Here is a 13,178-nt window from a genome sequence, read left to right on the forward strand (position 1 = left end):
AAAATATTCCAACTGCGTGATCGCGTGATATAGCAAGAGCAGACCAATATTTTTTCAATTTGCCGGCCTCGCCCATTTTGCCCAGCACATCCTTCCTGCAAGGAGGACGGACCTGGTTTTACTTCGCACTCCGCTGACGCTTCTCCTGATATCCCTCGGGGCTATCGCCGCGGCGTGGTGGTGGCTGGGCATCCCGGTCAGCCTGGTGCGCGCTCCGATCGATCCGAGCGATAAAGTCCAGTGCATCTCCTACGCCCCGTTCCGCAACAATCAGACATCACTTGCTCCCGCGACGCAGGTCACACCGGAACAGATCGCGGAAGATCTCGCGCAACTCGCGAAGATATCCGACTGCATCCGCACCTATGCGACCGATCTCGGTCTCGATCAGATTCCCGGGCTCGCAGCCAAGGCGGGGCTGAAAGTCATTCAGGGCATTTTCCTCGATCGGGACCGAAAGAAGAATGCAACGCAGGTCGAAACGGCGATACGCCTCGCCAAGGAATATCCCAACACGATCATCGCGCTCGTGGTCGGCAACGAGGTTTTGCTGCGCAAGGAAATGTCGCCGTCCGACCTCGCCACCATGATCCGCTCGATCAAGGCGCAGGTTAGCGTTCCCGTCACCTATGCCGACGTCTGGGAGTTCTGGCTGAGCAATCGCGAACTTTCCGACGCCGTCGACTTCATCACGATTCACATCCTGCCGTACTGGGAGAACATCCCGATCCCCGCGGAACGTGCCGCTGCCCACGCTGACGAGATGCGCCGGCAGATCGCGGCGGTTTTTCCGGGCAAGGAAATCTTTATCGGAGAAGTAGGCTGGCCGAGCGAGGGGCGCATGCGCGAGTCTGCGCTGCCGTCACGCGTCAATCAGGCGCGGGTGGTCTCGGAAGTGCTCGACCTTGCCCGGCGTGAGCATTTCCGCGTCAATTTGTTCGAGGCGTACGATGAAGGATGGAAGCGCGAGATCGAGGGCACGGTCGGCGGCTCCTGGGGCCTGTTCGATTCCGAAGAGCGAACACTGAAGTATCCGGCTGGCCTGCCGATCAGCAATTTTCCGTTCTGGAAACTGCAAATGTGCAGCGGAATGGCGTTGGCGATCCTGGTGTTCGGCGCGGCATGGCTGACCTTGCGCCGCAAGCCGAGGGAGCCAAAGGAAGCAAGGCTCGTGTCATGGCTTGCGGTTGGACTCTCTGCGACCACAGCCGGAATCCTGTTCGGGGTCGCCGCGCAGCGACTGGTCTATGAAAGCTACGGCACCGGAGGCTGGCTTGTGTGGGGCTCGCTTCTTGTGGCGGCAACGGCCTCGCCGGTGTTCGGCGCCAACGCCCTGATGTCGGGCCGCGCACCGCCCAGCTTTGCCGAATTGCTGGGTCCGAGGGGCTACCACACTGAATCGATACTGGTGACGGTGCACGGATTGGCCTTGATGGTCACCGCCGTGATCGGCACAGCGACAGCACTCGGCCTTATCTTCGACCCGCGCTTCATCGATTTTCCGTTCGCGCCCCTCACGATGGCGGCGGTGCCCTTTGCAGCCTTGACGCTGCTCAATCCTCCCGGGAAGGGAAACCGCCCTCTGGCGGAATCGATATTTGCCGGCATTTTCCTTGCAGCCGCAGTCTACACAGGGCTCAACGAAGGGCCAGAGAATTGGCAGTCGCTGTGGACTTGCGCTGCCTTCATGTTGCTCGCGGTAACGTTATGGCGGGCCCGCGCCTGAAACACAGCTAACCGCGCAGCCTGACGCGGTCCTCGCGCGCGCAATCGGTGACGAAGCCGATGACGGCGCGCACCGAGGGAAGCTCGACCAGATCGGGATGGGCGAGCAGCCAGAGATCGGAGAGGCTCGACAGCTTTTGCGGCGCGACCCGAACCAGATCGGGATAGTCGGCCCCGACCAGACAGGACAGCGCGCAAATCCCGAGGCCAGCCCGCGCCGCCGCAAGCATGTCGCTTTGCGAGGAGCAGCGCATCACCAGCGTGCCCTGCCGTGTGATGACATCGCTCCACCGCGCCAGCCGCGCATTCGAGGCCTGGTCGGCAAATCCGATCACGCTGTGCCCCCGCCACTCGTCCGGCCGCTCCGGCAGCTTGCGTCCAGCGGCATAACCGCGTGACGCGTAGAAGCCGGCGCCGAGCCGTCCGATCTTGCGCCCGATCAGGTTCTCGTCGCCGGCATCGACCGGCCGCAGCACCACGTCGGCCTCGCGACGCCGGACGCTCGCCGGAAACGGATGGGTGATGATCTCGAGCTGGATGTTGGCGTGATCGTGCAGGAACGGCCCGAGGCGCGGCATCAGCCAATGCGCCGCCAGCGTCGCGCCGATCGACAGCTTCACGACGCCGCGGGCCTGCGCACCGGTGGCGGACGCTGCCGCCTCCGCGCGCAGGGCCGCAGCCGCCATCACCTCGGTGTGCTCGCGGAACTTGCGGCCATGCGATGTCAGCGACAGGCCGTCATTCGAACGGGCGAACAGGCGGGTCCCGAGCTGCTTCTCGAGCGCCGCGACGTTGCGCCCGACGGTGGGGTGGCTGATGCGCAGCCGCCGCGCCGCCCCGGCAAAGCTGCGCGTCTCAGCCACGGCGACGAACGTCTTGCAAAGCTCCCAGTCCATGCCGCCGCCCGCGCCTTTGTTCATTTCTGGCCAATCATCTGTTCAATATTGAACGTCATGACGCAGCCGTCCAGCCTTATATTGCCGCGCCAAGGGAGCCGCCGCTCCGGCCATCACAACAAATCGCGATCCACCCCGGCACTAGCCGGGCGGCGCGCATGGAGGATCCGAACAATGTCGCTGCCCGCCTCGCTCGCCAACCGGCTTGAACTGCCGGTCGTCGGTTCCCCGCTATTCATCGTCTCGGGGCCCGAGCTCGTGATCGCGCAGTGCAAGGCCGGCATCGTCGGCTCATTCCCGGCACTCAACGCCCGCCCGGTCGAGAAGCTCGACGAATGGCTGACCCAGATCGAGAACGAGCTCGGCGAGTACCAGGCGAAGCATCCGGAGAAAAAGGTCGCCCCTTACGCAGTCAACCAGATCTGCCACGCCTCCAACGACCGGCTGATGCACGACATGGAAACCTGCGTGAAGCACAAGGTGCCCATCATCATTACCTCGCTGCGTCCGCCGTCCGAAATCGTCGAAGCCGCGCATTCCTATGGCGGCGTGGTGTTCCACGACGTCATCAACGTGAAGCACGCCCGCAAGGCCGCCGAGCAGGGCGTCGACGGATTGATCCTGGTCTGCGCCGGCGCGGGTGGCCATGCCGGCACGCTGTCGCCGTTCGCGTTGGTGCGCGAGGTCAAGCAGTGGTTCAAGGGCACCATCCTGCTGTCGGGCGCGATCTCGGACGGCTGGAGCATCGCATCGGCGCTGGCGCTCGGCGCCGACCTCGCTTATGTGGGCACCCGCTTCATCGCGACCGAGGAAGCCAATGCCGACATCAGGTACAAGCAGGCGCTGACCGAATACGCCGCGCACGACATCGTGTATTCGAACCTGTTCACCGGCGTGCACGGCAACTATCTCGGACCGTCGATCGCAGCGGCAGGCCTCGATCCGGGCAATCTGCCGGTCGCCGACAAGTCCAAGATGAATTTCGGCTCCGGCGGCAACACGAAGGCCAAGGCCTGGCGCGACATCTGGGGCTCGGGCCAGGGCATCGGCCAGATCACCGACGCCCCGCCGGTCGCCGAGCTGGTGGCGCGGATGAAGGCGGAGTTCACCGCGGCGCGTAGCGACTTCTTGCGGGCCAGTGCCTGACGCCTGCATGATCGTCTGGAGGAATCGGCCATGATCATCAGCGGCGACAGACAGATCAGCTATAGCGACATTCACGCCCGTATCGCGCGGGCGGCGACCGGCTTCCGCGCGCTCGGCGTTCAGGGCGGCAAGCCGGTTGGCATGATGCTACGCAACGATTTCGCGCTGTTCGAGGTGGTCGCGGCCGCAGCCGCGCTCGGCAGTCCGGTGGTGCCGATCAACTGGCATCTGAAGGCCGACGAGGTCGCCTACATCCTGTCCGACAGCGGCGCCGACACGCTGGTCTGCCACGCCGACCTGCTGCCGCAGATCCGCGACGGGTTGCCGCCGGGGATCAAGCTCCTGGTGGTGACGACGCCGCCGGAGATCGCCGCAGCCTATGGCGTGGCGCCGGAACTCACGCGCGTGCCCGACGGCGTCGCCGACTGGGACCAATGGCGCGACACCCATGCGCCGCTGACCGACGCCCCACTCGGCGCCGCGCCGATGTTCTACACCTCGGGCACGACCGGACTGCCGAAGGGCGTGCGGCGCAAGCCGATGCGTCCCGAGCAGCTGCCGGCGGCGGCCCGCATCGGCGCCATCACCTATGGCGTCAAGCCTGACGAAGATCAGGTGATCCTGATGAACGGGCCGATGTACCATTCGGCGCCGCATTCCTACGGCATGCTCGCGTTCCGCAATGGCTGCAGCATCGTGCTCGAACCGCGTTTCGATCCCGAGGATCTGCTGCAACTGATCGAGCGTCACCGCGTCACCCACATGCATATGGTGCCGACTATGTTCGTGCGGCTGCTGCGCCTGCCGGAAGAGACACGGCGCCGCTACGACCTGTCGTCGCTGCGCTTCATCGTGCACGGCGCGGCGCCCTGCCCGGTCGACGTCAAGCGCGCGATGATCGAGTGGTGGGGACCGGTCATCAACGAATATCTCGGCTCGACCGAGACCGGCATCCCGGTCTGGCATTCGTCGGCCGAGGCGCTGGCGAAGCCCGGCACCGTCGGCCGCGCCATCGAGGGCGGCATCGTCAAGATCTTCCGGCCCGACGGGACGCAATGCGACGTCGACGAGCCCGGCGAGATCTTCATGCGCCAAACGTTGATCTCGGACTTCGACTATCACGGCAACGCCAAGGCACGCGCCGAGGCCGATCACGACGGCCTGATCAGCGTCGGCGATGTCGGCTATCTCGACGCTGACGGCTATCTGTTCCTGTGCGACCGCAAGCGCGACATGGTGATCTCGGGCGGCGTCAACATCTACCCCGCGGAGATCGAGAATACCCTGATCGGCATGGCAGGCGTCCGCGACTGCGCCGTATTCGGCGTGCCCGACGACGAGTATGGCGAGCGGCTGTTCGCCTGCGTCGAGCCGGAAGCGGGCAGCACGCTGTCGGTCGCGGCGATCCAGGATTTCCTGCGCGGCAAGCTCGCCAATTTCAAGGTGCCGAGGGACATCCGCTTCATGGACGCGCTGCCGCGCGAGGCCACCGGCAAGATCTTCAAGCGCAAGCTGCGCGACCTCTACCGCGAAGGGCAGCTTCGCTAACCAAGGTGACGGTGAGGCGAACGGCGTTTGAAACTTAGTTGCTGTTGCAAAAGGCCGGCGATCGACGCAACGATGCCGGCGCATCTGACGCCGGGATCATCGCCATGAACTCCACCGACTTCATCGTCATCCGCAACGACCTGCAGCAATGCAAGGTAATCGAGACGCAGCTGCCCGACGCCACGGCGCTGCCGGCCGATGCGCTGCTGGTGAAGGTGACCCGCTTCGCCTTCACCGCCAACAACATCACCTACGCCGTGATCGGCGAGCAGCTGAAATACTGGCACCTGTTCCCGGCGCCCGACGGGTACGGCATTATCCCCGTGTGGGGCTTCGGCGAGGTGCTGGCCTCGAAGCATCCCGCGGTCGCAGCCGGCGAAACGCTGTTCGGCTATTTCCCGATGGCGACCCATCTGGTGATCGAGGCGGCCGATGTCAGCAAGCGTGGCCTGCGTGACGGCGCCGCGCACCGGCAGGAGGTGTCGCCGGTCTACAATGCCTATGCCCGCGTCTCCGGCGATCCGACCTATGCCGGCCAGCAGGGCGATTTCCGCGCGCTGCTGCTGCCCTTGTTCATGCTGTCGTTCCTGGTCGACGACTTTCTGGCCGAGAACGCGTTCTACGGCGCACGCCGCGTCATCCTGTCGTCGGCCTCGAGCAAGACCGCGTTCGGGCTCGCCCACCTCCTGCACAAGCGCGGTATCCGGGTGATCGGGCTGACCTCGAAGGGCAATGTCGATTTCGTCACCTCGCTCGGCTGCTACGACGAGGTCGTCACCTATGACCAGGTCGCCGCGATCCCGGCGGCCGAGCCTACAGCCTATGTCGACATGGCCGGCAACAGCGCGCTACGCGAGACGCTGCACCGGCACTTCGGTGCGCAGATGGTCTATTCGGGCCGGGTCGGGCTCACCCATCGTGCGAGCGAGCCGGACGAGCCGACGCTGCCCGGCGCCAAGCCGGTGTGGTTCTTCGCACCGGACCAGATCCGCAAGCGCGCCAAGGAATGGGGTCCCGGCGGCATCGACCAGCGTTTCGGCGCCGCATGGACGGAGCTCGTGCCGCATCTGCCCAACTGGCTCGATGTCGTCGAGCGGCGGGGCCCGGCCGCGGTGCGCGAGGCCTATCTCGATACCCTGCAGGGCCGCGTTCCGCCGGATCAAGGCCTGATCCTGTCGCTGGCCGAATAGGCGATATCCCGTCGCGCCCTTTCTGCGGCCTCGCCAATGGGTATAGGCTCGCGGACAAGGGAACGCCGCCAAGAAAACGTCACCAAGGCGGCCGATGACGAGAAACGCTCAATGCTCGACAAGACGGACGATATTTCGGTCGCCGCCGACAATTGGCTTGTGCAGTTCGAGGATGCACTGGCGGGCCCCGACGATGTGCTGCTGAAGCCGCTGTTCCATCCCGAGAGCTATTGGCGCGACGTGCTGGCGCTGAGCTGGAACATCCAGACCGTCAACCGCGCCTTTGCCATCATCGAGGAACTGCCCGCACATGCCCGCCGCAGCGCGCCGCATGATTTCCGCATCGATGCCGAGCGCGCGCCGCCCCGCCGGGTGATGCGCGCCGGCACGAACGCGATCGAGGCGATCTTCAAGTTCGAGACCGCTGTCGGCCGCGGCCACGGCATCGTGCGGCTGATCCCTGACGCCGCCGACGGCGATCGGCTGAAGGCCTGGACCTTGCTGACCGCGCTGGAGGAACTGAAGGGATTCGAGGAGCAGCAGGGAAACACACGACCGCGTGGACAGGCCTATTCGCGCGATTTCCGCGGACCCAACTGGCTCGACCTGCGCAAGGCGGCCGCCGAATATGCCGACCACGATCCCGACGTGCTGGTGGTCGGCGGCGGACAGGCCGGGCTTGCGATCGCCGCCCGGCTGCAACAGCTCAAGATCGATGCGCTGATCGTCGACCGCGAGGCGCGCGTCGGCGACAATTGGCGCAAGCGCTACCACGCGCTCACCCTGCACAACCAGGTGCAGGTCAATCATTTGCCCTACATGCCGTTCCCGCCGAACTGGCCGACCTACATCCCGAAGGACAAGCTCGCCAACTGGTTCGAATCCTATGTCGATGCCATGGAGCTTAACTTCTGGACCGGAACGGAATTCGTCGGCGGCAGCTATGACGACGCACAGGGACGCTGGACCATTGAGCTGCGCCGCACCGACGGCACGACGCGGAAACTGCAGCCGCGCCATGTCGTGATGGCGACCGGCGTCAGCGGCATTCCGAGCGTGCCTGATATCCCCGGCTTGAAGACTTTCTCCGGCAAGGTGCTGCATTCGAGCGGCTATGAAGACGGCGAACATTGGGCAGGCAAGCGCGCGCTTGTCATCGGCACCGGCAACAGCGGCCACGACATCGCGCAGGATCTGCACTCCTCCGGCGCCGACGTCACCCTGGTGCAGCGCTCCTCGACGCTGGTCACCAATATCGAGCCCTCGGCGCAGCTGGCCTATGCCGCCTACAATGAAGGCTCGCTCGAAGACAACGATCTGATCGCGACCTCGATGCCGCTGGCGCTCGCCAAGCGCAGCCATGTGCTGATGACCGAGCAGTCGAAAGAGCTCGACAGACCACTGCTCGACGGTCTCGCGCGCAAGGGCTTCAAGCTCGATTTCGGTGACGGCGGCACCGGCTGGCAGTTCAAGTACCTGACCCGCGGCGGCGGCTATTACTTCAACGTCGGCTGCTCCGATCTCGTCGCGAGCGGCGCGATCGTCCTGAAGCAATTTGCCGACATCGAGACCTTCGTGCGCGAAGGCGCGCGGCTGAAGAGCGGCGACACGGTTGCCGCCGACCTGATCGTGCTCGCGACCGGCTACCGGCCGCAGGAAGAGCTGGTGAAGAGGCTGTTCGGCGAGGTGATGGCCGCGCGGGTCGGCCCGATCTGGGGTTTTGGCGACGGCCAGGAGCTGCGCAACATGTATACGCGCACGCCGCAGCCCGGCCTGTGGTTCATCGCCGGCAGCCTCGCGCAATGCCGCATCAACTCGCGTTATCTGGCGCTGCAGATCAAGGCGATTGAGGAAGGCCTGTTGCCGCGCGATGTCGGGCCGGTGGCGAGGCTAATGTAGTCAGCCGTCATTCCGGGGCGCGCGTAGCGCGAACCCGGAATCCATTGGGCCACAATCTCTGCGGACGAATGGATTTCGGGCCTGCGCTTCGCGCATCCCGGAATGACGAGAAGAAAGAGGACGAGCAATGCCAACCATCCTCGGCACCGGCGAGCACCGCTATCGCGTGGTGGAGAACTTCGCAAAACTCCCCGACGGCTGGAGCCTGACGGATGTCGCCTCCGTCGCGGTCGACAGCAAGGACCGTGTCTATGTGTTCAACCGCGGCGAACATCCGATGGTGGTGCTCGACCGCGAGGGAAGCTTCATCCGGAGCTGGGGCGAAGGCGTGTTCGCACGCGCCCACGGCCTGCATATCGATGCCGACGACAATCTCTATTGCACCGACGACGGCGACCACACCGTGCGCAAGTGCTCGACCGACGGCAAGGTGCTGCTGACGATCGGCATCCCGAACAAGCCGGCGCCGTTCATGAGCGGCGAGCCGTTCCACCGCTGCACCCATACCGCGCTGTCGCCGAACGGCGAGATCTATGTCTCCGACGGCTACGGCAATGCCTGCGTCCACAAATACACGCCGGATGGAAAGTTGATCAAAACCTGGGGCGAGCCCGGCACCGATCCCGGCCAGTTCAACATCGTGCACAACATCGCGACCGACGCCGACGGCTGGGTCTATGTCGCCGACCGCGAGAACCACCGCGTCCAGGTGTTCGACGGCAACGGCAGATACGAGACGCAGTGGAACAATCTGCACCGGCCCTGCGCGTTGTGCTGCTGCGGTGGCGGCAAGCAGCCGAACTTCGTGATCGGCGAGCTCGGCCCCGGCATGGCGGTCAACCGCAAGGTGCCCAATCTCGGCCCGCGGCTGTCGATCGTGGATCACACCGGCAAGCGCATCGCCCGGCTCGGCGGCGAGCACGGCCCCGGCGTCGAGACCGGCAAATTCCTGGCGCCGCACGGCATCGCGCTGGACTCGCGCGGCGACATCTATGTCGGCGAAGTCGGCGTCACCGACTGGAAGACCAGCTTTCCGGATACCGAGATGCCGGCCGCGGTGCGCCTGACGCGGTGCCTGCAGAAGCTGGAGCGGGTGACGGTGTAGTTTTAGCGTACCGAAGCGATCCCTCTAACCCGTCACCCTGAGGCGCGAGCGGAGCGAGCCTCGAAGGGTCGACGGCCCGGCTGGTGGCCGTGCATCCTTCGAGGCTCGCTCCGCTCGCGCCTCAGGATGACGGATCAAATAGCGAGCACCACGCGATGATCACGCCCGCCGCAATCAAATCTCGCCGATCACCTCGCGGCGGCGCTGCTCGGATTCTTCCGCATAGCGCCGCATCGCGTGCGCTTCGGTGAGCAGGCCGATCGGGCGCCGGTCGCCGTCGTCCTCGACCACCGCGAGCGATTCCGCTTCGGCGGCGTCGAACACCGCGATCGCCTCCTGCACGTTCATGGCAGGATGCAGCACCACGTCGGCGTAGCGCAGGATGGCGGCAAGCCCCTTGTCGGCCTCGAGATCGGGCGCGTGCGCCTCCGCGACCAGCGCGAGCCCGGCATAACGTCCCTCGCCGTCGATCGCGACGACCTGGGTCTTCGAGCCGGGAGGGAATTCCTCGCGAAACGCCTCGATCGGCATCGCGGCGTTCACCGTCGTCATGTCCTGCCGCATCATCTTGCCGACCGTGAGATCGCGGATCCAGCCGATATCGGCGGCGCTGCGGATGGTCTCGCCGCGCAGATGCAGCCGCCAGGTCGCGAACGAATAGCCGAACAACTCGCGCGTGATCGTGGTCGAGATGATGACCGCGACCAGCACCGCGGTGGTGAGCCAGAGATTGCCGGTGGATTCCAGCGCGATGAACGACATCGTCAATGGACCGCCGATCACCGAGGCCGACAGCGCGCTCATGCCGATCACGGCATAGGCGTTGGGATCGAGATTGAGCCCCGGCCACACGATGTCGACGCCGGCCGCAAACAGCCGGCCGCCGAGCGCGCCCATGAACAGCGTCGCGAAGAACAATCCGCCGCGGAAGCCCGAACCGAGCGAGACGATCGAGGCCACCGCCTTCAGCGCGAACACGCCGGCGATGAAGGTGAGCGGCATCGCCACGATGCCGGCGAAGCGCAGCGCGCCATGGCCCGACGACATCACCTGCGGCGTCAGCAGCGCCATGGCGCCGACCGCAAGCCCGCCCAGCGCCGGCCGCAGCGGCGGCCAGAGCCGGGTCTTGGCGAGCAGCGTCTCGCACAGCGCCACCCCGCGCATGATCGCAATCCCGGTCAGGGCCGCGACCACGCCGAGCAGCGCGGCGATCGCAAGATCCCGCCCGAGCACATCGCCGACGGTTCCGACGCCGACGCCGAGCGGCAGCGGCTCGAAGGCATGGGCGACGAAATAGCCGGCCACCGCCGCCACACCGACCGGGGTCAGGCTCGCCGGCGTATAGCCGCCGATCACAAGTTCGAAAGCGTAGAACGCGCCCGCCAGCGGCGCGCTGAAGGCCCCCGCGATCGCCGCCGCCGCGCCGCAGCCGACCATGATTCGCTGGTCGTTGCGGCGGAGATGAAAGCCGCGGCCCAGCGAGGCGGCCAGGCCGCTCGAAAGCTGGGTGTAGCCGGCCTCAAGCCCGACCGAGCCGCCGACGCCGCTCGACCAGATCGTCTGCAGCGCCACGATCACGCTGCCGCGGAACGACATCCGGCCGCCATAAAGCGCGTTGGCCTCGATCGGGTCGATTTCCCGGGCCGGCCGGACCCTGAGCAGCAGCAGGAACGCTACTCCAAGCACCAGCCCGCCAACCGTGGGAACCACGAGGGCGCGCACGGGATCGATGCTGGGCTGGCTCGACAGCCGATCGCCCAGCGGCAGATTGAACAGCACCGAATGCAGCACCGTGACGAGGCCGCTCATGACCGCCACCACGAGGCCGCCAATGGCGCCGATCAGCAGCGCCAGCACCACGAGGCTCGTCTCGTGCGCACGCACAAATGCGCGCAACCGGCGCGGCGCCTCGAGATAGCTTGTGGTCGTGGTCATCGGCAGGGTCCGTCACTGGCCGACAGGGCCTTGCGGCTCCCTTTACGGGCCTCGCGGGCGGGAGGCAATCGGGGCAGGAACATGGCAGGGCATGGCGGATAAGCCGCTCATTGCTCTTCACAATCCCGTCACGCTGCCTGTAGTATGTGAGTGCATGCTGCTTCGCAGCTAATGGGAGATCAGGAGCGTTATTTGAACGCACATGTCTCGCAAGGCGGTTGGCCGGTGCTGGTCTTGAATGCGGACTTCCGGCCGCTGAGTTATTACCCGCTGTCGCTCTGGTCCTGGCAGGACGCGATCAAGGCGGTGTTCCTCGATCGTGTCAACATCGTCGAATATTACGACCGAGCGGTACGAAGTCCTTCCTTCGAAATCCAGCTGCCGAGCGTCGTCTCCCTCAAATCCTTCGTCAAGCCGACCACCCACCCCGCCTTCACCCGGTTCAACGTTTTCCTTCGCGACCGATTCAGCTGCCAATATTGCCTGTCGGGCGACGACCTCACCTTCGATCACATCATTCCGCGCAGCAAGGGTGGCCAGACCACCTGGGAGAACGTCGTCGCCGCCTGCTCGCCGTGCAATCTGCGCAAGGGCAATCTGACGCCGCAACAGGCCAAGATGTTCCCGAAGCAGACGCCCTATGCACCGACCGTGCATCAGCTGCACCGCAACGGCCGGCTGTTCCCGCCGAACTATCTGCACGAGAGCTGGCTCGATTATCTCTACTGGGATACTGAGCTCGATCCGTAAGACGCGGCGGTGTCGTCTAATATTATTCGCGCGTTGTGAAGCTTCGCCCGGAGGACGATCACGTCCTCCGGATTCTGCTCGCTGCCGCGCGGCATACCGAGCTCAAGGACAGGCAATGTTGCTCGCCGGTCTGTCGACCGATCGATCCGAGAGCTTGTCGTACGAATAGCTCGGTTGGCTGGTCGGCCTAGCGGCGCAGAACACCAGACTCGGCGCGCTCACGATCCGCGCGATCGAAGACGGTTCTGGCGCGATGATTGGCTGCTTTGTCTATTATGCATCTGCGGGGGCGACTGCGCATGTTCTCAACCTCCTGTCGCTTCCCGGCCAGGAAGTCGGCGTGCTGGGGTGGGATGTTCCGCTACCTCGATAGCACCGGCCACGTCGACGCCCCTGCCGCGTGATCGCATTTGCGTGATCATCGGCAACGCTCGAAGCAATATTATTGCATCCTAATAGTTCGTATCCTATCTAATTTGCATGCCTCCTTCGCAATCCCATATCCACGCCGAGATCGGCCGCCTGATCACCAGGCTCGCGCGGATCTGGCGGCGCGAGTCGGATCAGGCGCTGTCCGATCACGGCCTGTCCTACGCGACGGCTATACCGCTGCTGGTGCTGTCGCGGCAGGGCGAGAACGTCCGCCAGGGCGTGCTCGCCGACGAACTGGGGATCGAAGGGCCTTCACTGGTGCGGCTGATCGATCTGCTGCAGTCCGAAGGCCTGGTCGAGCGTCGCGAGGACCCAACCGATCGGCGCGCCAAGACACTGCATCTCACCGCGGCCGGCGAAGCCAAGGTCGAGGAAACCAACCGGGTGCTGCGGCGCGTGCGGGCCAGCGTGCTGAAGGATATCGGCAGCGAGGAACTTGCGATAACCTTCGAGACGCTGCAGCGCATCGAGGCGCGGGCGAGCCGCCTGCAAGACGCCAAGAGCGCTGCAGCCAAGACCGCTCTAGCCAAGACCGCTGCAGAGGCGAAATAG

The 13,178-nt window shown here is 65.2% G+C and carries 10 protein-coding genes; 8 read left to right on the forward strand and 2 right to left on the reverse strand.

Annotated features, from left to right (window positions below):
- The first annotated feature begins 133 nt into the window (after positions 1–133).
- Entirely contained in the window at positions 134–1,726 is a 1,593-nt protein-coding gene (locus JQ573_RS31860) for a glycosyl hydrolase family 17 protein (protein ID WP_212318422.1), read from the forward strand.
- A 7-nt stretch (positions 1,727–1,733) separates the two neighbouring features.
- On the opposite strand, the gene JQ573_RS31865 is transcribed toward JQ573_RS31860, so the two are convergent.
- Complete coding sequence (locus JQ573_RS31865; protein WP_212318424.1) at positions 1,734–2,621, reverse strand: LysR family transcriptional regulator; 888 nt, start codon at positions 2,619–2,621, stop codon at positions 1,734–1,736.
- A gap of 174 nt (positions 2,622–2,795) precedes the next feature.
- Here JQ573_RS31865 and JQ573_RS31870 point away from each other — a divergent pair, with 174 nt between their 5' ends.
- The 5 genes from JQ573_RS31870 (at position 2,796) to JQ573_RS31890 (ending at position 9,509) form a co-directional block, all read left to right on the forward strand.
- Positions 2,796–3,767: a nitronate monooxygenase family protein gene (locus JQ573_RS31870; RefSeq protein WP_212318280.1), complete on the forward strand. Its 972-nt coding sequence runs from the start codon at positions 2,796–2,798 to the stop codon at positions 3,765–3,767.
- Positions 3,768–3,797: 30 nt separating this feature from the next.
- The gene (locus JQ573_RS31875) at positions 3,798–5,315 is read left to right on the forward strand and encodes an acyl-CoA synthetase (RefSeq protein ID WP_212318282.1); all 1,518 of its coding nucleotides are present in this window, start codon (positions 3,798–3,800) and stop codon (positions 5,313–5,315) included.
- Positions 5,316–5,419: 104 nt separating this feature from the next.
- Positions 5,420–6,505: a DUF2855 family protein gene (locus tag JQ573_RS31880; protein WP_212318284.1), complete on the forward strand. Its 1,086-nt coding sequence runs from the start codon at positions 5,420–5,422 to the stop codon at positions 6,503–6,505.
- 111 nt (positions 6,506–6,616) lie between these two features.
- Complete coding sequence (locus JQ573_RS31885) at positions 6,617–8,404, forward strand: NAD(P)/FAD-dependent oxidoreductase (RefSeq protein WP_212318286.1); 1,788 nt, start codon at positions 6,617–6,619, stop codon at positions 8,402–8,404.
- Between the two features lie 127 nt (positions 8,405–8,531).
- A complete protein-coding gene (locus tag JQ573_RS31890) occupies positions 8,532–9,509 on the forward strand; it encodes a peptidyl-alpha-hydroxyglycine alpha-amidating lyase family protein (protein ID WP_212318288.1) in 978 nt (325 codons plus the stop codon).
- Between the two features lie 174 nt (positions 9,510–9,683).
- On the opposite strand, the gene JQ573_RS31895 is transcribed toward JQ573_RS31890, so the two are convergent.
- Positions 9,684–11,444, reverse strand: a complete 1,761-nt coding sequence (locus JQ573_RS31895; protein WP_212318290.1) for a chloride channel protein — start codon at positions 11,442–11,444, stop codon at positions 9,684–9,686.
- A gap of 192 nt (positions 11,445–11,636) precedes the next feature.
- Between JQ573_RS31895 and JQ573_RS31900 the strand changes: the two genes are divergently transcribed.
- Both JQ573_RS31900 and JQ573_RS31905 read left to right on the forward strand, forming a co-directional pair.
- The gene (locus JQ573_RS31900; protein WP_016845270.1) at positions 11,637–12,194 is read left to right on the forward strand and encodes an HNH endonuclease; all 558 of its coding nucleotides are present in this window, start codon (positions 11,637–11,639) and stop codon (positions 12,192–12,194) included.
- Between the two features lie 480 nt (positions 12,195–12,674).
- A complete protein-coding gene (locus JQ573_RS31905) occupies positions 12,675–13,178 on the forward strand; it encodes a MarR family winged helix-turn-helix transcriptional regulator (protein WP_212318292.1) in 504 nt (167 codons plus the stop codon).

The organism is Bradyrhizobium sp. AUGA SZCCT0105 (assembly GCF_018129565.1).
In the GTDB taxonomy this organism is placed as follows: Bacteria; Pseudomonadota; Alphaproteobacteria; order Rhizobiales; family Xanthobacteraceae; genus Bradyrhizobium.

Excerpts from the sequence above, each read along its gene's own strand:
- JQ573_RS31865 (WP_212318424.1), bottom strand. The coding sequence starts at position 2,621 with ATGGACTGGGAGCTTTGCAAGACGTTCGTCGCCGTGGCTGAGACGCGC.
- JQ573_RS31870 (WP_212318280.1), top strand. The coding sequence starts at position 2,796 with ATGTCGCTGCCCGCCTCGCTCGCCAACCGGCTTGAACTGCCGGTCGTC.
- JQ573_RS31875 (WP_212318282.1), top strand. The coding sequence starts at position 3,798 with ATGATCATCAGCGGCGACAGACAGATCAGCTATAGCGACATTCACGCC.
- JQ573_RS31880 (WP_212318284.1), top strand. The coding sequence starts at position 5,420 with ATGAACTCCACCGACTTCATCGTCATCCGCAACGACCTGCAGCAATGC.
- JQ573_RS31885 (WP_212318286.1), top strand. The coding sequence starts at position 6,617 with ATGCTCGACAAGACGGACGATATTTCGGTCGCCGCCGACAATTGGCTT.
- JQ573_RS31890 (WP_212318288.1), top strand. The coding sequence starts at position 8,532 with ATGCCAACCATCCTCGGCACCGGCGAGCACCGCTATCGCGTGGTGGAG.
- JQ573_RS31895 (WP_212318290.1), bottom strand. The coding sequence starts at position 11,444 with ATGACCACGACCACAAGCTATCTCGAGGCGCCGCGCCGGTTGCGCGCA.
- JQ573_RS31905 (WP_212318292.1), top strand. The coding sequence starts at position 12,675 with ATGCCTCCTTCGCAATCCCATATCCACGCCGAGATCGGCCGCCTGATC.